The sequence below is a fragment of the uncultured Kriegella sp. genome, from assembly GCF_963975415.1.
Taxonomy (GTDB): Bacteria; Bacteroidota; Bacteroidia; order Flavobacteriales; family Flavobacteriaceae; genus Kriegella.
Genome location: NZ_CAXBGN010000002.1, coordinates 193,169 through 212,554, shown reverse-complemented (window position 1 = coordinate 212,554; position 19,386 = coordinate 193,169). Strand labels below are relative to the sequence as shown.

Annotated in this window: 18 protein-coding genes; 5 read left to right on the top strand and 13 right to left on the bottom strand. The window is 39.6% G+C overall.

Features of this window, described 5'->3' with window-relative positions:
* Positions 1 to 29: 29 nt before the first annotated feature.
* Both AACZ88_RS04725 and AACZ88_RS04720 read right to left on the bottom strand, forming a co-directional pair.
* Complete coding sequence (locus AACZ88_RS04725; RefSeq protein WP_339706945.1) at positions 30 to 977, bottom strand: GYDIA family GHMP kinase; 948 nt, start codon at positions 975 to 977, stop codon at positions 30 to 32.
* On the bottom strand, positions 974 to 2,296 hold the full coding sequence (locus AACZ88_RS04720; protein ID WP_339708193.1) for a hydroxymethylglutaryl-CoA reductase, degradative: 1,323 nt from the start codon (positions 2,294 to 2,296) through the stop codon (positions 974 to 976). The genes AACZ88_RS04725 and AACZ88_RS04720 overlap by 4 nt, the downstream gene beginning before the upstream one ends.
* A 243-nt stretch (positions 2,297 to 2,539) precedes the next feature.
* Between AACZ88_RS04720 and AACZ88_RS04715 the strand changes: the two genes are divergently transcribed.
* Together AACZ88_RS04715 and AACZ88_RS04710 are read left to right on the top strand one after the other, a co-directional pair.
* The gene (locus AACZ88_RS04715) at positions 2,540 to 4,705 is read left to right on the top strand and encodes a S9 family peptidase (RefSeq protein WP_339706944.1); all 2,166 of its coding nucleotides are present in this window, start codon (positions 2,540 to 2,542) and stop codon (positions 4,703 to 4,705) included.
* 11 nt (positions 4,706 to 4,716) lie between these two features.
* Entirely contained in the window at positions 4,717 to 6,075 is a 1,359-nt protein-coding gene (locus AACZ88_RS04710) for a peptide MFS transporter (protein ID WP_339706941.1), read from the top strand.
* 28 nt (positions 6,076 to 6,103) lie between these two features.
* Here AACZ88_RS04710 and AACZ88_RS04705 read toward each other — a convergent pair whose 3' ends face one another.
* The 5 genes from AACZ88_RS04705 to surE form a co-directional block, all read right to left on the bottom strand.
* Complete coding sequence (locus AACZ88_RS04705) at positions 6,104 to 8,131, bottom strand: ComEC/Rec2 family competence protein (protein WP_339706938.1); 2,028 nt, start codon at positions 8,129 to 8,131, stop codon at positions 6,104 to 6,106.
* 28 nt (positions 8,132 to 8,159) lie between these two features.
* The gene (locus AACZ88_RS04700) at positions 8,160 to 8,708 is read right to left on the bottom strand and encodes a C40 family peptidase (protein WP_339706936.1); all 549 of its coding nucleotides are present in this window, start codon (positions 8,706 to 8,708) and stop codon (positions 8,160 to 8,162) included.
* Positions 8,709 to 8,741: 33 nt separating this feature from the next.
* Positions 8,742 to 9,854 carry a lipid-A-disaccharide synthase gene (gene lpxB / locus AACZ88_RS04695; protein ID WP_339706934.1) on the bottom strand — a complete coding sequence of 371 codons (1,113 nt, stop codon included), beginning with the start codon at positions 9,852 to 9,854 and terminating at the stop codon, positions 8,742 to 8,744.
* Positions 9,855 to 9,897: 43 nt separating this feature from the next.
* The gene (locus tag AACZ88_RS04690) at positions 9,898 to 10,182 is read right to left on the bottom strand and encodes a hypothetical protein (protein ID WP_339706931.1); all 285 of its coding nucleotides are present in this window, start codon (positions 10,180 to 10,182) and stop codon (positions 9,898 to 9,900) included.
* Between the two features lie 70 nt (positions 10,183 to 10,252).
* Positions 10,253 to 11,026 (bottom strand): 5'/3'-nucleotidase SurE, encoded by a 774-nt coding sequence (gene surE, locus AACZ88_RS04685; RefSeq protein ID WP_339706928.1) that lies wholly within the window; start codon positions 11,024 to 11,026, stop codon positions 10,253 to 10,255.
* Positions 11,027 to 11,227: 201 nt separating this feature from the next.
* Between surE and AACZ88_RS04680 the strand changes: the two genes are divergently transcribed.
* Both AACZ88_RS04680 and AACZ88_RS04675 read left to right on the top strand, forming a co-directional pair.
* Entirely contained in the window at positions 11,228 to 13,426 is a 2,199-nt protein-coding gene (locus AACZ88_RS04680; protein ID WP_339706926.1) for a carboxy terminal-processing peptidase, read from the top strand.
* 284 nt (positions 13,427 to 13,710) lie between these two features.
* Positions 13,711 to 15,483, top strand: a complete 1,773-nt coding sequence (locus AACZ88_RS04675) for an SLC13 family permease (protein ID WP_339706923.1) — start codon at positions 13,711 to 13,713, stop codon at positions 15,481 to 15,483.
* A gap of 64 nt (positions 15,484 to 15,547) precedes the next feature.
* On the opposite strand, the gene AACZ88_RS04670 is transcribed toward AACZ88_RS04675, so the two are convergent.
* From AACZ88_RS04670 to msrB, 6 genes are all read right to left on the bottom strand, one after another.
* Entirely contained in the window at positions 15,548 to 16,057 is a 510-nt protein-coding gene (locus AACZ88_RS04670; RefSeq protein ID WP_339706920.1) for a peptide-methionine (S)-S-oxide reductase, read from the bottom strand.
* Positions 16,057 to 16,305, bottom strand: a complete 249-nt coding sequence (locus AACZ88_RS04665) for a peptide methionine sulfoxide reductase (RefSeq protein WP_339706917.1) — start codon at positions 16,303 to 16,305, stop codon at positions 16,057 to 16,059. Before AACZ88_RS04665 ends, AACZ88_RS04670 begins: the two co-directional genes overlap by 1 nt.
* Positions 16,306 to 16,373: 68 nt before the next feature.
* Positions 16,374 to 16,685, bottom strand: a complete 312-nt coding sequence (locus tag AACZ88_RS04660; RefSeq protein WP_339706915.1) for a GNAT family N-acetyltransferase — start codon at positions 16,683 to 16,685, stop codon at positions 16,374 to 16,376.
* A gap of 27 nt (positions 16,686 to 16,712) precedes the next feature.
* Positions 16,713 to 17,210 (bottom strand): redoxin domain-containing protein, encoded by a 498-nt coding sequence (locus AACZ88_RS04655; RefSeq protein ID WP_339706912.1) that lies wholly within the window; start codon positions 17,208 to 17,210, stop codon positions 16,713 to 16,715.
* 138 nt (positions 17,211 to 17,348) lie between these two features.
* Entirely contained in the window at positions 17,349 to 17,903 is a 555-nt protein-coding gene (gene msrA, locus AACZ88_RS04650; protein WP_339706910.1) for a peptide-methionine (S)-S-oxide reductase MsrA, read from the bottom strand.
* Positions 17,893 to 18,357: a peptide-methionine (R)-S-oxide reductase MsrB gene (gene msrB, locus AACZ88_RS04645; protein ID WP_339706908.1), complete on the bottom strand. Its 465-nt coding sequence runs from the start codon at positions 18,355 to 18,357 to the stop codon at positions 17,893 to 17,895. Before msrB ends, msrA begins: the two co-directional genes overlap by 11 nt.
* Before the next feature lie 150 nt (positions 18,358 to 18,507).
* On the opposite strand from msrB, the gene AACZ88_RS04640 reads away from it, so the two are divergent.
* On the top strand, positions 18,508 to 19,329 hold the full coding sequence (locus tag AACZ88_RS04640) for a DNA/RNA non-specific endonuclease (protein ID WP_339706905.1): 822 nt from the start codon (positions 18,508 to 18,510) through the stop codon (positions 19,327 to 19,329).
* Positions 19,330 to 19,386: the final 57 nt, after the last annotated feature.

The window sequence follows — 19,386 nt, the reverse complement described above, 5'->3', positions numbered from 1 at the left end:
GCCCTTCGGTCGAAAAATCTGATAGGTAATTACAAAATCATTTTTGAATAGGGTATGATAGTTTCATACCCTTTTTCTTTGAAATATCTTGGAGTTTTCTTGTTTCCTGTTGCGAGAATAAAATCACCGCCCCACGCACCAAGACTTTTTACCGCACCTTCGAAATCTGAAAAATGGCTTTCTTTTATCGTTGGTATTTGAAGTACATTGGAAAGAATCGCCTCGTGCGCTTCAATAAAAATGTTGAATTGCCCTAAGTCTTTACACAGCGTAATGTCTTGAGTTAACCTTGAGATTTCTGCCACTAATTTCGGGGTATCGAACTTTTGTTTTCGGTATTGGGCGATGCCCTCTCGACTATTTTGTTTCTTATTCAAATAAACGAAATATAATTGTTCTTTAAAGGGTGGGTCAAAATCTACTATTTGCACCTCTGGTCTATTGTTCTTAGGTTCAATTAGGTATTGAATCGGCTTGTTATGCTGCGCGCAAGCAATATCATACCCACTGCCGCCGAAAGTGCGCTGTAAGAGCATTTGTGCATCGGTATGCGACCACTTTGCGACATTGTTGATGAGCGTAGATGAAGATCCCAGTCCCCACTTTCTAGGAAAGTCAAGTTTGGTATCAATAGAGTACCCTTGTTTCCCTGAAAGAAAATTAGGATTCAACTTTTGGGCCTCTGTTAATATTTTAATAAGCATTTCAGCAGTTGCGACAATTTCTTTTTCGTTTAAGCCTTTAATTTTCGCAAGGGTCGACTGTTTTTCTTTTATGGGTTGCAGTTTAAAAACTGATTGGAACCAAATCGAGCCTTGGTCGTCTTTACTTGTCCATTGAATTTCGGGCTTGGTATGAGCCGTGACGTTAAGTGATTGCCCATACCGACAGGGAAGGGCTAAACTTAAAGCACCGTCAAGAACGGCGTACTCACCGGTCAGTAAAAGTTTACCGTTGCTGTAGAATTGCTGGGTCATTGATTTTTCCTAAGTTTTTCAAAAGCTTCCACGACAGCACTGTGGGTGACCGTATTTTTCTTGAAATACTGTTTCAATTCCTGTTTCTCTTCGTTGGTTGCACCCAATTGATTTAAGATATTCATTAGATGCATTTTCATGTGCCCTTCCTGAATTCCGGTGGTCACTAGAGAACTTAAAGCTGCAAAATTCTGTGCTAATCCAGCAACTGCTACGATTTGCATTAGCTCTTTTGCCGATGGTCTGCGTAAGATTTCTAAGGCCAGTTTGACTAAGGGGTGTAGGCTGGTCAATCCTCCCACCGTGCCAAGTGCCAGGGGCACTTCAATCGAGAATTTGAAAATATTATTCTCGATACCCGCATGGGAAAGGCTGGTATAGGATCCATCTTTACTTGCATAGGCATGAATTCCTGCTTCAATGGCCCTAAAATCATTGCCAGTGGCCAATACTACGGCATCGATACCGTTCATAATCCCCTTGTTATGTGTAACTGCCCTAAACGGTTCGATTTGGGCAATACGTACCGCCCTGACCATTTTATCGGCAAACTCTTTTGGAGGTATCATGGCATTTGCTGTCAACTTATCGATAGGGCAGCTGACCTCGGCACGTACTAAGCAATGAGGTACGTAATTCGAAAGTATGCTCATCACAATTTCGATATCTTTTTCCGTTTCGGTAAATTGGGCAAATTTTTGGGCTTCCTTTTTAAAGGTCTTGGCAAATTGTTCTAAACACGAATTTATAAAATTGGCACCCATGGCATCCAATGTTTCAAAAGTACAATGGAGTTGAAAGTAGTTTTTTAGTTGGTTGCTTTTATTTCGAAGAGTTATCTCAGTGACGCCCCCGCCACGTTTTTCCATGTTTTTAGTAATTGGGGCAGCGTCGGAAATAAGTTTTGACTTAACTGATATAAAAAAAGCATTCAGTTTATCAATATTGCCTGAGTACATAAAATGCACTTGACCAATTTTTTGAGTGCCTAGCACGGTGGTTTTGAATCCTCCCCGATCCAACCAGAATTTAGCAGATTTGCTGGCGGCCGCCACTACCGAGCTTTCCTCTATTGCCATGGGTATGGCATATAGTTTGTTGTTTATCAAGAAGTTTGGGGCGATTCCCAATGGGAGATAAAAATTGGTTATTGTATTCTCAATGAATTCGTCGTGTAGTTTTTGAAGCTTGTTCTCGGAGTTCCAATAGCGTTTCAAAATCGACTTGGTCGCTTTAGAATTATCGGTGTAATGTTCGGCGATCCAATCTATTTTTTCGTTCTTGGTCAGTTTGGAGAATCCTTCGATAGGAGAGATCATAGGGTTGTTGGTTACTGCGCCAAAGATACGCATTATGACGAAAATGTAAGTAGCGGTTTCGCACGCTGAGATTTGCATTTATTTTGCCGCGCCCCACTTTTTTTAGAAGAATAATTAGTAAAATTGATAAAATGAACCGATTTTTGAGGATTTTTGAAGGCTCTTTGGGGTAATTGGATAAAATAGACGGCAATTGCGCAATGCGATAAATATCAAATTGGTGAGCCATGAAAATTTATTTTGATGAGAAAAATTTATGTTCTTTTGATTTGTTTCCTTGGTTTTTTTACAACGATCAATGCACAAGGGGAGCAGATGTCAGTGGAAAAAATTTATGCAGGGGAGTTTAGTACCGAAGGATTGCCACTACTTCGATCGATGAAAAATGGTAAACAATATACCATTCTCAATTTTGACAGAACCAATGGAAGTAGTCGTATCGACAAATATGACTATACCACATTGAAGAAGGTCGAAACCATTGTATCTTCAAGAGACCTGAAAGCTATTGAAAACTTTTCTTCTTATTCCTTTAGTGATGATGAATCAAAAATTCTATTGGCTACCCAGGTAGAACCGATTTTTAGACGCTCAACATTGGGTGTTTTTTTCGTTTATGACATTGCAGCCAAAACCTTGGTCAAGGTTTCAGATGCGAAAATTCAGGAGCCTTCACTTTCACCAGATGGTAAGCAAGTTGCCTATGTGTCGAACAATAATCTTTACATTTTCGACATAACCTCGAAAAAAACAAAGCAAATTACCGATGATGGGGTCAAGAATAAAATTATCAATGGGGTTACTGATTGGGTTTACGAAGAAGAATTTGCCTTTGTGCGTGCCTTTGCTTGGAATTCTGACGGAACTAAAGTTGCGTTTTTGCGTTTTGACGAAAGCAAAGTACCTGAATTTTCGATGGATGTGTATGGGACGGAACTTTATCCCAGACCTCATGTCTTTAAATACCCTAAGGCAGGGGAAGACAATGCTCTGGTGACTTTGCACATGTTCGATGTTCAAAATGAACAAATTTCCAAAGTTGATTTAGGAGATTTCTATTATATTCCACGTATAAAATGGATGCATAACCCGAACTATTTGAGCGTGCAGACCATTAATCGACATCAAAATCATTTGAAATTACATACCGTTAATGCCACAAACAATACTGTTTCCTTGTTGCTAGAAGAACAAGACAAAGCCTATGTCGATGTTACGGATAATTTGACCTTCTTAGCTGATGACAGTTTTATATGGACCAGCGAGAAAGATGGGAATAATCATATTTATTTATATAATAACGAAGGTCAATTGATGAATCAGATTACCAAGGGCCCTTGGGAAGTCACCAATTATTATGGATATGATCAAAGTGAAGATAGAGTTTATTATCAATCAACTGAAAATGGCTCGATTAATCGAGGTGTTTATAGTATCTCAAGCGGTGGCAAGGGTAAAAAGGCCTTAGCCGCTGACAAAGGGACTAATGTGGCCGATTTCAGTGCTGATTTCACTTATTTTATCAATACATATTCTAGTGCTACGGTACCGCCGTTTTACACGTTGCACAAGGCGTTGACCGGTAAAAAATTAAAGGTTATCAAAGATAATTCTGCCTTACAGCAGAAATTGGAAGGTTATGATATAAGTTTTAAAGAATTTTCAACCTTGAAAATAAATGGGAATGACCTAAATATGTATATGGTCAAACCTAAAGATTTTGATCCTTCCAAAAAGTATCCATTGTTTATGACTCAATACAGCGGTCCTGGCTCGCAGAGTGTTGCAAACCGTTGGCTGGCCGCAAATGACTATTGGCATGAGATGTTGGCGCAACAAGGTTATATTATAGCTTGTGTTGACGGACGTGGAACGGGATTCAAGGGTAGAGATTTTAAGAAGATGACACAAAAGGAGCTAGGTAAATATGAAGTTGAAGATCAAATTGCCGCTGCTAAGAAATTAAGTGAACTTTCATATATCGATGCCGAACGGACGGGGATTTGGGGCTGGAGTTATGGAGGCTTTATGTCTACCAACTGTATCTTAAAAGGCAATGATGTTTTCGAGACCGCCATTGCCGTTGCGCCAGTGACTTCGTGGCGTTTTTATGATACGATCTATACTGAAAGATATATGCAAACGCCACAAGAGAACGCTAGTGGGTACGATGATAATTCACCATTTAATTATCCTGAACTCCTAAAGGGAGATTATCTTTTGATTCATGGTTCTGGTGATGACAATGTACATGTGCAAAACAGTATGCGAATGATAGAGGCATTGGTGCAAGCCAATAAACAGTTCGATTGGGCAATTTATCCCGATAAAAATCACAGCATTTATGGTGGTAATACACGTATTCACCTCTATAATATGATGACTAATTTCATTAAGGAAAACTTATAATTCAATTATTTATGGCAGATACGATTCAAACTATAAAGCGAAAAGAACTTTTTGGGCACCCAGTAGGACTGTATGTTTTATTCTTTACCGAAATGTGGGAACGTTTTTCTTATTATGGAATGCGGGCCATTTTGGTATTGTATCTGGTAACGGAGACTACAGAGAATAACCCTGGCTTAGGATGGACGAATTTGGAAGCACTTAAACTTTACGGTTGGTACACAATGTTGGTATATGTTGCCTCCATCCCGGGAGGCATAATTGCGGATCGCGTTCTGGGCCAAAAGAAAGCGGTGATTGTTGGGGCAATACTTTTGGTTATTGGGCATAGTATTTTGGCCATTGAGGAGCTATGGGCCTTTTATACCGGACTTGGTTTTATTATCTCCGGGGTGGGAATGTTAAAGCCGAATATATCTACAATGGTAGGTGGTCTGTATTCAAAAGGCGATATTCGAAGGGACAAAGGCTTTACCATTTTTTATATTGGGATAAATATAGGTGCTTTTCTATCTAGTTTGATTGTGGGTTATGTGGGCGAGGTTTATGGCTGGCACTATGGTTTTGGTCTTGCAGGGATATGCATGCTTTTGGGTCTTGTTCAGTTCTTATTCGGACAAAAGCATTTAAAAGGTGTTGGAGAGTATTTGGGGAAATCTGAAAATGTAGAAGATCGTGAATCGCTAAAAAGACCACTTACGAAGATAGAAAAAGACAGGGTGATCGTTTTGATTCTTTCTTTTCTTATGGTCATCGTTTTCTTTGGGGCCTTTGAACAGGCTGGGGGGCTGATGAATATTTTTGCCAAAGATAATACCGATAGAATATTAATGGGGTGGGAGGTTCCTGCTTCATGGTTCCAATCGGTGAATGCCTTTTTTATAATAACCTTGGGAGCGGTTGTTGCAAATTTTTGGGCCAAACGGAAACTGAAAGGTAAAGAAGCTTCTTCGCTTTTCAAGATGATTATGGGGCTCATTATCATGGGTATAGGATTTTTGTTTATGACTGCTGCTACGGCTCAATTTCATGAATCTGGTTCCGCTGCCATGTATTGGTTGATTTTGGCTTATTTGTTTCATACTGTTGGCGAACTCAGTCTTTCGCCTGTATCACTCTCTTTTGTGACCAAGTTGGCTCCTGCCAAATACGCCTCCTTAATGATGGGGCTTTATTTTGCTACCACTGGTTTGGGTAATAAAGTGGCAGGATTGCTAGGGGAATCTGCTTCCCAGTTCGGAGAATATAAAGTGTTTACCGGAATCGCCTTGTTTTGTATTCTTTTTGGATTGTTGATCTGGGTTTTCCTTAAAAAACTGAAGGCGTTGACGCATGGTGCTGAAGATGATGAACGAAAAATAGCAAATTAGATTTGACAGTTTCGAAATGTCTTGTTTTTTAAAATTTTTCTTTAAAAAAATAAGCTCCTTTTTCACCGGTATAGTGAAAAGGGAGTTTTCTTTTGATACAAGTTTTTTTCCACCGTGCAATATAGCTTTTGTAGTTACTGCCATCGGCGATAATAAATCGGGGCCGTAATGAATCGATTAACCGCTCTAAATTTAATTTTGGTGATTGGGTAAGCCATACATAATCAGGGCGAAATCCTTTTGGTTGATGAAGGGCCAAACTGTCGATTATAAGTATCTGGCTGTTTTGCCATTGGTAGCTATTTCTTAAAGGCCTGTATTCAATTGATTTTAGATGCTCGCCAATTTGATAATTGGTTGCAATTGTCTTGGTTCTTTGAGTGTCTTGGGCCATAACAAAAAGTTGTTTTCCTTTTTGGTGCATTAAAACAGAGTTGCGGGTTTGATGAACTACAATAAGAACCTCTCTTTTTTCGGTTTGATACCTCGTGTTGATAGACCAAGCCTGGAAAGCAATAATGCTTAGGCCCAAACCCGCCATTCGTTTGAAAGTAGGCTTAGTGAGACACCAAACCAGACTTACTAGGGTACAATAGGCTAATAGCATTTCGATGGCATCAAAAGAAATATTCTTGAAAATAAAAGATTCCTGTTGTGCCACCCATGCTATGGTGGCATTCATCCAAAAAATAAAGGTGTCATAGATGGTAACCAAAAAATCGGGCAGAAAGTCGAATAAGGATAAGACAATGACCAGAATGCCCATTCCTAGAATTAGTCCCAAGGCTGGAACTATCAAAAGATTCGAGACGAAAAATAGTCCTGGGAATTGATGGAAATAAAAAAGACTGATGGGCAAAACGCCTACCTGAGCGGCGAAGCTTACGGCAAGTAGTTGCCATATTTTTTGAAGCATAATATTTTTGGGAAGCCACAATTTTTGGAGCAAAGGATAGATCCAGACAATTGAAAACACGGCTGCGTAGCTCATTTGGAAGCCTACTTGAAACAGCAATTTAGGGTTTACAATCAATAAGATGGCAAACATCGATAATGCCAAAATATTAAAGGTATTGCTGGGCCGGTTCAAATAAAGGGCATAGGCTACAAAAGAAAACATAGTAACGGCCCTTGTTACCGAAGCTGATAATCCCGCTAAAAAGGCGAAGGCCCAAAGGAGTATAAGAATTGTGGCGAGCTTCAGTGTTCTACCGTGCGTTAAAAGCTCTAATGGGCGTAATAGAAATTGAAGTAAGAGTAATATAATACCTATGTGCAAACCCGAAACGGCCAGTATATGAACGGCACCCGCATCTTTATAATTGGTATACGTAGTTTCTGAAAGGTCGTTTCGCTGCCCTAATAACAAGGCTTGAATAATAGCCAATTCTTCAATGCCAAAATGGGCCTTTTTTAGTTTAGCTATTATAAGGTTTCTTGTCTTGGCGGCTAGACCATGCAAGGTTGTTGATGTCGTTTTGGTTATGGTGAACTGATTGTCTGCCAACTGCAGTTGATGATACACGCCCAAATCTTGCAAGTATTGTTTGTAGTTAAATTGATGCGGATTCAAAGGAGGGCGTATGGGCTCAAGTAGACCATAGGTTAAAATTTCATGGTCGACCTCGAGTGATTTGGCAGTGCTGTCAGTTAAAATGGAAACGATGATTTTACCGGAGACTTGAAGGCTATCCATGCGTTTGACATCAGCTATATAACGTATTGAAAATGCATTTGGTTTCAGAACTTCCCGTACTTTTAGGTGCCAAAGCTTTTTCTTGTAAGTATTAAAATGAGCATAATGACCCGGTTGATTTTTGGGCACTGTTAATGAAACTGCAAGCATTCCCATTAGAATTGTGGTAAGGGCTGTAACTGCAGGGAAGGCAAGTGTGCCTTTTGGTTTTTTCCGAATGAGAAGAAGTCCTAGGGTAGTTATTCCCAGAAGTGTAGCGGCAAGCACAGCCGTGCTTTCAACGTTCAGGTAATGGCCAATTAAAATACCAATCACCAAAAACAAGGTCAGTTGTATGGGAATAAATCTAAGGAGCCGCATGAGCACCAGTTTTAGATGGAACTGAAAGTTACAGGATTCGGGTGGCTTTCACAAAAGCATAGTTCCAATAACCTTCACGTAATGATGAAACGATGACGCCTCGCGAAGTTGTACTGTGAATAAATTTGATGTCATCTCCCTCGATAGCCACGACCATGCCAACATGGTTGATTCTTTTGGAAGCCCTTCCTGTTTTGAAAAAAAGAAGATCACCCTTTACGATATTCTTCAGCTTAATGGCGTCGCCTTGTTCAGCCATTTGATATGAGACCCTTGGTAAACTAATGTCGTGTTCCCCAAAAGAAATATAGAGGAGTCCTGAACAGTCCATTCCTTTTGTCGTAGTGCCGCCATATTTATAGCGAACTCCTGAAAAGGTCAAAGCTGTATTGATTATATTTTCTGCTTTTGATTTGGGACGTTTTGCTTCTTTTTTCGTCTGTTCTTTCCTGGGCTCAGCAATTCGGGGAGATGCCGCTACAGTAACTTTCCGCTCTTGAACCTGGGTTGTTTTCTTCTTGGCACCGCAGCCGGCGATAAGAAAGAGGAGTAATAAATAACCAATGTTACGAATCATTCGGCACTTTAGTTTATGACTGCAATTTCAAAATTAAACATTTTGAACAATAAGATTGGCGGTTTTATTGCTAGCTCCCTCACCGCCCAACTTTTTTTCCAATTCATTGTAGGCCTTAATCTGCTGAGCACGCGAGGGACCTTCGATTAATTTGGTAAGCTCAAATTTCAGGTTTTTGGTATTCAAATCATCTTGTATCAATTCTTTGACAACTTCTTTTTCCATGATCAGGTTTACCAATGATATATATTCTAAAGTAACGATCTGTTTCGCAATTTGGTATGACAGCCAATTGGCTTTATAGCATACCACCTGTGGAATCTTGAATAAGGCAGTCTCTAATGTAGCGGTGCCACTTGTGACCAATGCGGCATGTGAATGGCTTAGTAAGTCGTAGGTCTTGTTCGATACGAAATTGACATTCGGATTTTTTAAAAAAGGAGCATAAAAATCATTGTCTAGACTAGGGGCGCCTGCTATAACGAAATTATAGTCTGGAAAATCATCGACTACTGATAACATAATTCGCAACATTTTTTTTACCTCCTGTTTCCTGCTTCCGGGGAGTAAGGCTATAATCGGCTTTTTTTTGTCTAGATGGTTTTCTCTTCGAAAGGTTGGTTCATCGATATTTTTGCGGCTTTCTATGGCATCGATTAAGGGGTGACCCACAAAATGTACGGGAAACCCGTGCTTTTGCTCATAAAAATTTTTTTCAAAGGGAAGGATGACGTACATGGCGTCGATATCTCTTTTTATTTTTTCGATACGGCTTTCGCGAGAGGCCCAAATTTGTGGGGAAATGTAATAATTGGTCTTGTAACTTTTTTCTTTTGCCCACTTGGCGATGCGTAGATTGAACCCGGAAAAGTCAATAAAAACAATGACATCGGGCTCAAATTGCTGTATGTCTTTTTTGCAGAAGGTAATATTCTTGGCAATCGTGTTCAAATTCAATAGCACTTCAAGAAATCCCATAAAGGCCATTTCTTTATAGTGCTTTGCCAAGGTGCCGCCTGCTTGCTGCATTAGGTCGCCACCCCAACAGCGTATATTGGCTTGCGGATCTTCGATTTTTAACGCTTTGATCAGGTTAGACCCGTGTAGGTCGCCCGATGCTTCTCCCGCTATGATGTAGTATTTCATAATTGATTCAAATTCGATACATCTGCAAAACAGTCCTAGGTTGTTAAAAAACTTTGTAGTAGAGAATGATTAGCGCTGTCAACATAGTGGCAACCAAAACGCCTTTGGCCCTTTGATCTCTTCGCAGTCTCAGAAATCCGAAAAAAGCGATCAGGTTCAATATGGCGCCTAATGCCAACAAGCTACCTACGTGACCTTGTTGTATTGCTGCTTTGAAAGTTTCGGTTATGCCAAATTCCGAAAACAAGAGAATGTATAGCAATGTACCCAAAACATTAGCGATGAGACCAACCAAAAATCCTATAAAAAGCTCCTTTTTCTGATTCATTTTTTAATACAAGTTTAAGGTTACTTAATAAAGAAGGCATGAATATACAGATCAAAAATGGAATCCTATATTAAAAATTCCAAGAATTCAACTGTTGTATCGCGTGGTGGGCGGTAAGGTCGAACTGTGTCGGTACAACCGATATATAGCCATTGGCCAAAGCCCATTCGTCAGTGTCTTCTCCTTTGTCTAAAAGTTCAAATTCTCCAGTGAGCCAATAGTAGTCCTTACCCATCGGATTGGTTCGCTTGTCAAATTTTTCTTTCCAGTTGGCACGTGCCTGCCGGCATATTTTTATACCTTTTAATTCGCTCTTTGCCAATTTTGGAATATTTACATTGAGTACGACTCCTTTGGGAATGCCATTTGTCAGCGCTTCTTGAACTATTCTTTTTATTGCGGTTTCTGCAGGTTTGAAATCGGCATCCCATGAATAATCGCACAATGATAAACCAATGGCGGGTATGCCTTCGATCCCCGCTTCGATGGCAGCACTCATCGTGCCAGAGTATATGACATTGATTGACGAATTCGAGCCATGGTTTATGCCACTGACACAAATATCGGGCCGCCGCCCTAAAATTTCTTGTAAGGCCAACTTTACACAATCAGCAGGAGTTCCACTGCAGCTATATTCTTCGGTAGCGCCATGTTCTTTGTCTACCATGATTTTTGCCGAAAACAATGTGTTGTCAAGCGTTATGGCATGTCCTTTGCCCGATTGTGGGCTGTCAGGTGCGACAACTACTACGTCTCCAATGGTTTTCATATAGCGTATCAGGGCTCGAAGTCCCGGTGCAGTAATCCCGTCATCATTGGTTACTAAAATTAAAGGTTTGCCCATTGAAATACTTTATGGCGTAAAAGTACGTTTTAAAAAAGATATGTTCCTCAAGATTGGCTTTAACATTAAATTAATGCCCTGTGTTAAAGGAGTGGCATGGTTTTTTCAGTAACTTAGGGAATTCGTTATATTTAGGAATAGAACTGGCGATTTATGGGCCTGCGCCCTTTTTAAATTGCAAAACTTTTAATGATAGATTATATGAGAAGGAATTTTGCTTACCCCTTATTGCTTATACTTGTAGCCGTAGCCTCTTGTAGCTTTACCAATAAGTCCTTTGACAATGACGATAAGGATAAACTCCTATTGGATTTGATTACCTACGTTCTCGAAAAAGGGCATTATGAACCAAAAGAAATCAACGACGATTTTTCTGTCAGTATTTTCGAAGATTTTATAGACATTATCGATCCGACCAAGCGTTATTTTCTTGAATCGGATATCCAAGAATTTGAGCAGTATAAATTTCAGATTGATGATCAAATAAAGAATACCGATATAACATTTTTTAATATCGTTTATGATCGCTTGATGAAGCGAATGGAAGAGGCAAAAGATATTTATAAAGAGGTGCTTTCTACTCCCTTTGATTATGATGTTAATGAGACTATTAATATAGACTATGAAAAAGTGCCTTTTGCTGAATCTAAAGCTGATTTAAAAGAGCGTTGGAGGAAGCAATTGAAGTATGCTACGATGGCTACTTATGATGGGAAATTGACTATAAACGCCCGTAAACGGGAAGCCACGCCGAAATTTTCCACCCAAACTGGGGAGGTCGTCTCAACCGTTGAGGGTAATCCCGTGGCCGATCATGAAGTGCCCGAAAAACCCTTATCTCCTGAAGAAGCAGAGGTAGCCTCCCGTGAATCGACACGAAAGACTTTGGATGAGTTTTTTGATTTTGTAAAGGATTTGGAGCGTAAGGATTGGTTCGTTCAGTATATCAATACCATTGTCGATGAGTTCGATCCGCATACTTTTTATTTTGCTCCAGATGATAAAGATAAGTTCGATATGAGCATGTCAGGCAAGTTTGAAGGTATTGGCGCTCGATTACAGAAAAAACCAGAAGGGGCTAAAATTGTTGAGATTATTTCTGGAGGTCCCGTATGGCGTGACCAACGTTTAGAAGTAGGTGATGAAATCACCAAAGTAGGTCAAGATGGGGAAGAACCTATCAATATTGTAGGCATGCGTTTAGAGGATGCCATTAAACTTATAAAAGGACCTGAAGGTACAATTGTTGATTTAACGGTGCGTAAAGTCGATGGCTCAATGGAAGTGATTTCTTTGACTAGGGATGTTGTGGAATTGGAAGAATCATATGCCAAATCAGCAAATGTTATTAAAGACGACCAGAAATTCGGGCTGATAAATTTGCCCAAATTCTATGTAGACTTTGACGATTACAGCAAGCGCAATGCAGCTTCCGACGTAGCAAAAGAAGTAGAACGTCTTAAACAAGAAGGTGCCGAGGGACTTATATTGGATTTACGGGATAACGGTGGCGGTTCATTAAAGACCGTTGTTGAAATGGCCGGACTCTTTATAAAAGATGGCCCGATAGTTCAAGTACGCTCAAATGGCAAACGTAAAGACGTATATGACGATAAAGATGAGCGTATTCAGTGGGACGGTCCGTTGGTAATTTTAGTAAACGAACTTTCCGCCTCGGCCTCTGAAATCTTAGCTGCAGCCATGCAAGATTATAAAAGGGCAGTAGTTATTGGAAGCAGGCAGACCTTTGGAAAAGGTACTGTTCAGAATGTAATTCCTTTAGATAATCTTGTGAATGCCAATGACCATGGTGATTTGGGGGCTATTAAATTGACAACTCAAAAGTTTTATAGAATTAACGGTGGCTCTACCCAGTTGGAAGGTGTAAAAAGTGATGTAGTGGTTCCAGATAAATACAGTTATGTCGATTTAGGGGAGCGTGATCAGCACAACCCCTTAAAATGGGACAAAATAACACCTGCCGATTATAAACCATGGGATGGCTATATCGATTACGAACAGACTATTGCGAACAGTAAAAAGCGCATGGCGGCCAATCCGCAATTCAAATTAATCGAAGAGAATGCCAAGTGGATTAAATTGAAACAAGATGAAACCGAAATATCCTTAAACTACAAGGTCTATAAAGGGGAAGATAAAAAGGATCGCGCAAAATCGGATTATTTCAAGAAACTATCCGATTATGATTCAAAATTAAACTTTACCTCTTTGAAATATGAAAAAGAACTTTTTACGCAAGATTCTGTCTTGCGTGAGAAAAGAGATCGATGGCACAAAAACTTGGCCAAAGATGTTTATGTTGAAGAGGCGGTTAATGTGTTACAAGACTTGAAGGTGAATAACATCAAGAATAGTAAATTGGCCAGCGTAAAGGGATAGACTGAGCACTTTTTTTAAAAATCTTGGCCCCGGCATATATGTCGGGGTCTTTTTTTAGAAAAAAGTCGAACAGTGGGTATGGGCTTGAGATGCAGTGTGATTGATATTCAAACGAATCCGATATGGCCAACAGCCATTATCAGCTGTTGAATGTTATTTTGTAATTATTTCGTGTGGTTTTAAATAAGGTAACTTATGTCATATTAAACTTACATTCTATTATATTTAGGTAAAATTAAACCAGGTTCTAAGTCAATGAACCTTGTTTCTAAATAGGGCGCTTTATGAGTATCGATCTGATTCTTACCTTTTGTATTATTGGGGTAGGGGTATTTTTATTTGTAAAAGACTATTTTTCAATTGATACCACCTCCATTCTGATTATGGCACTCTTTATAGTGGCGGGGGTGCTTAATCCTGAAGAAGGTTTTTCTGGTTTCAACCATCCTGCGACTTTAACTTTGGGGTGTATATTTGTTGTTAGTGGGGGTGTATTCAGGTCAGGGATTTTAGATGGATTGAGCCATAAGATTATAAAACTGGCCAAAATCAACTACCTGATTGCCCTAATTGTGTTTTGTACTATTTCAGGCGTTTTTTCAGCTTTCATAAATGATACTGCGGTAGTTGCATTGTTGTTGCCAATTGCCCTTACCGTTTGTAGGGAAACCAATATAAGCCCAGGAAAATTATTGATGCCCATTTCTTTTGCTGCACTTTTTGGGGGAACTTGCACACTTATTGGTACATCAACAAATATTTTAGTTAGTAGTTATGCGAAAAAATATGGATTTGAAGAATTTGGAATGTTCGAATTCTCAGGAGCCGCTTTCTGCTTGTTGCTTATTGGATTTGCCTATATTTTTTTGGTTGGACCATTTTTACTTCCTAAGGGTAAAAATAATATGGAGCTGACCAAGAAGGCTGAAGAATACATCACCGAACTTACCATAGAAGAGAAATCCCCGGATTGTAATAGGCGTGTAGTTGACTCAAAACTGGTCAAGGATTATGGTGTGCGTATTCTTTCAATCTTACGAAATGAAAACCTTATACATTCCGTGGGGCCTGAAACTTTAATATTAAAAGGTGATATTCTCAAAGTAATAGTGCCTCCTGTTACATTTAATACGCTTTTAGATTTACCAGGATATAAAATTAAGGGTGATAAACGGATGAAAATTGACCAAAATCATGATTTGCATTATCAACTCTATGAAGTGATAATTCCGTTTGGCTCTACTTTAGCGCAAAATTCGTTAAAATCATTAAAGTTTAGTCAGAATTATGGGGTCTCAGTATTGGCCATACGACATCGAAATGAAATTATTTTAGATAAACTGGCTAAAGTAGCGCTTAAAGAAGGTGATATGCTATTGGTCTTGGGAAAAAAGGAACAGGTCGACCGTTTGGAATCTGAAAAGCTTTTGGTCACGCTTTCTGAGTATGCTCAAAAAACGACCAATTATCGGAAGGCGATTCCGGCGATTTTGATTGCTGTGGGGGTGGTTCTTGTGGCGGCGTTTAACATAACTACAATATTGATCAGTGCAATGGTAGGGGCATTGTTAATGGTGTTGACTAGAACATTGAAGCCCTCCGAGGCTTATAATGCTGTAGAATGGAAGGTGATATTTATGATGGCAGGCGTGCTCTCAATGGGAGCGGCCCTTGAAAAAACAGGGGGTGCGAAGTTAATCGCCCAATTCATAGAGTCTACCCTAGGTGATTATGATGCACGTATTACTTTGAGCTTGATATATCTGATTACATTTATTTCTACGAATCTTATTTCAAGTAAGGCGACCGCGGCATTGATGACTCCCGTGGTCATTGGTTTAGCCTCTGCCATGGAGATAAGCGAGCGTCCTTTTTTAGTAGCCGTGATGTTTGCCTGTTCTTTGACTTTTATGACGCCGATGAGCTATCCTACCAATACGATGGTATATGCCCCTGGCAACTATAAGTTCAATGATTTCTTGAAATTTGGAACTCCGTTAAATATTGTTAGTTGGATAGCCGCCTCCTTTATTATTCCTTATTTTTTTCCGTTCTAGAATCGGCTATTTTTACCAGTTTTAATCAAAGGTAACCGCATGCAGTATGGCTTGATAGCTTCACTCAATTTTTAACATTAACCTGTTCGGCGAACCGAGACAATAATAGGCGCAGTTTAGGGTCGATATGGTTTTTACAAAAAGGCTTGGAAGGGTTTTTGCCATAATAATTGATAAATCGTTCTTCAGAAGGTTTGAATTTGGCAAATGGATACACTTTGGTTATTAATCGATTATCAAATTCAGATTGGAGGTCTACAAGACATTGTCGGGATTCGATCGCCTGTTTCTTTGAGTAGGTATATATGGCGGACCGATACTTGTGGCGCATTGAATGATAAGATGTACTGTTGTGGGTGTGCAAGTGAATTTCAATCAGAACTTTCTGAGAAATAAAGGCTGCTTCAAAATGAACAATTACCGCTTCAGAAAAGGTGTCGTTTATTCCGGTAGATGCAATAAAACCCTGTTCAACCTTTTCAACGCCTTTCAATGATTGAAAAACCGCTTCGGTACACCAGTGGCAACCTCCGCCAAATGCTATTTTATGTAATGACTCAGCTACTTTGTACATTAGGTTGAGCTTTGGTACTCATTTAAAAAATCAATGACTTTTTGCATGGGCATCTCACAAGGTTTCATTTTCTGGGACGAACTTGTTACGTAGTAGTTCAGACTAATAAAATTTGTCCCTCCCAATTCTTCGGCATAAATTTTATGACTCTTTCCTTCATTGAAATCGGTACGTGTTACGCCATATCTTTGACCTTGGTAAACTACCTCCGAATATCCTATGGATAAGGCTTTTATTCTATTTAACATCGTGACGAATTAGCTCTTTTTTAATAGGGAACAACTTTAATTCAGGTATAGATTATGACAACATATAATTAGTTGTATTCGATGATTGTGTTCCATTTTGAACTTCTTTTGGCTACTGCTTTAATGTAAGAACACACGGCTACTGCCGTATAACCTTCTTCGGTCAATTTTTCAAAGGTTTTTTCAACCAATACTTTGCCAATACCCTGTCCTCTTAAATTATAGGGTACTTCCGAATACACTAAATACATCTTTTCATTTCGAAGGGAGTAATCGACTTTGGCGGTTTGATCATTTATCTTCATTGAAAACCGCTTGTTTTCTTTGTCATGTATAATTTCTGAACCCGAAGTTTCGGTCGCCGTGTTTTTTTGTTTCATATCATTTGTTTTAGGGGGAATGCCCGTTTACTGTATAGTGTTTAAAAACTCGATGGTCTTATCGATATTTAAATGAAAATCATTGAACACTACATTATTTTTTTTATCGATGAGAATGAACCATGGTGTACCTCCTGTTCTGTAATGGTACATGACCTTAGACCGGTTATGCGAATTTTCGTCGCCAGGGTCATGCCCAAAAGGAATCTTTAAATTGTATTTTTTTTGAGTTTCCACTAGTTTTTCATAGGTATTCTCCCCATGTCCCTCGAATACGGTTTGTATGGCTAAAAAAACAATGTCTTGTTTGTTTTTTAAAGCTTTGGTCATTTGTTGTAACGCAGGAAAGCCCCAACTGTGACACCCACGACACCAACTTTGAAAGCAATAAACAACTTTGAACTTTCCGTTAAAATCAGAAAGTTCAAATGGTGCGGTGGTCTTCCCGTTACCATTGATCCATTGATTTACTAAAAACCGGGGAGCTTTATTGCCGCTGATGCCGTAGGTTGTCGTATTACTCATCTCATAAGTGTCTTACTATGATTATTGAAAGATTCCATTGAGAAAGCACACTGATAATAATGGTCGGTGACTCGTCGTGTTGGTAATGAGCTCTTTCAACCACTAGCTCCGCTAAAAATAAAGTCTATAACGCAGGTACTATGAGGCAGAAACTCCTTTTAGTTTGTCGGCGTGCATCTTACGTAATTTGGCTAATTTCGGAGTGATTACAGCACTGCAATACCCCTGCGCGGTGTTGTTTCTGTAATAATCTTGGTGATAGTCTTCGGCTTCGTAAAACGTTTCCAACGGACTTACCTCGGTCACCACGGGGTTTTCATAATAAGGCGCCACTTTTTTCGTCATTGCTACTGCAGATTCTTTTTGGGAATCATCGTGATAGTAGATTACAGATCGATATTGTGTACCTGCATCGGCACCTTGACGATTCAAGGTGGTCGGGTCATGACTTGTCATAAAGATGAGGAGTATATCTTCATACGAAATGACTGTTGGGTCAAAGGTCAATTGTACCACTTCGGCATGGCCTGTGAGACCAGAGCAAACCTCTCTATAGGTCGGTTTTCCGGGAGCTGAACCTCCAGTATAGCCCGATACTATTTTTTCAACACCTTTGATTTCCTGAAAAACGGCTTCCATACACCAAAAGCAACCACCACCGATTGTAGCTATTTCCATTTTTTTATCCTTCATTTGTTGTTTTCTCTTTTTGTAGTTGCATTGAAGCAGAATTAATACAGTATCGCAAACCACTAGGTTCTGGTCCATCAGGAAATACATGGCCTAAATGCGCATCACAGGTGTTGCACATAACTTCGACCCGTACCATGCCAAAGGCCGTGTCTTTTTCATATTTTATCGCACTTTCCGTTATCGGTTGCGTGAAACTGGGCCATCCAGTGCCCGATTCAAATTTAATCGTCGAATCGAACAAAGGTGTATTGCAGCAGACACAATTATACTTGCCCGCTTCGTGAATACTACAAAGCGCACCGGTATGTGGGGCTTCGGTTCCCTTTTTACGAGTAACCCTAAACTGTTCAGGAGTTAAAAGAACCCGCCATTGGGCTTCTGTTTTTTCTAGTCTCCGTTCAGGTTCAGGATTTCCTTTAACGGCAAAATGGATTATATCATTCCAAGTAAGCATTATTTGTTTCCTTTCAGTTATAATAGATTTATTTTTTAAATTTCCCACATTAACACTGCGAGAAACACTCCCGGATTTAGTCGGTTTTTTTGTTTAGACCTTACAAATCTTTGAAGCTTCAATACCACTAATTTAAGTTAAATTTGACGCATGGTAGGCGCAAAATCAAGAAAAAAAAACAGAGCGATATTCACGGTATTATTGCTCATTTGTGTGGTAGGGTTTTGGTTTTTTGAAAATTTCTATACCCCGGCCACCTATTCAATAGGGGCTGAAAGTGACATTAAATCGCAAATGTCGCCAACGATGTTGCCTAGTTCGACCACTGGTGACATTATTGTTCACAATTATTATGCCTTATCGTATAACGAGCCATTTGAGCAAGCAGAATGGGTGGCTTACGAACTTAAGAAAGAACATTTGACCAACGACGACCGTAAACGCCCTTATTTCATAGAGGATCCTAAGGTGAAAACTAAGTCGGCGGATTGGCGGAACTACAGAGGTTCTGGTTATGATAGGGGACATTTATGTCCTGCCGGTGATCGAAGGTTTTCAGAGCAGGCCTATAACGAAACATTTTATACTAGTAATGTTAGTCCGCAAAACCGAGATTTTAATGCTGGTATATGGAACCGTTTGGAGATGCAGGTACGTCAGTGGGCCAAAAGGTATGGTAGTTTGTTCGTGGTGACTGGTGGGGTATTGGAAGCTGGGCTGAAACAAATCGGGGAGGAAGATGTGGATGTGCCTAATTATTATTATAAAATTATAGTAAAAGAAGAAAATACCAGGTTGCAAGCGATAGCTTTTTTGATGCCAGGCCGATCGAGTTCTAAACCGATTCGGGAATTTACCGTTCCTATTGATAAAATTGAAAAAATGACGGGAATCGATTTTTTTGAAAAGCTTCCTATTGAGATAACAACTGAACTTGAAAGAAGTGTGAATTTGGAAGGGTGGCGTTTTTAGTAGTTGTCATATCTTGAGAACCTTGGATGGTACATCATAAAACAATGTTGGCAATTT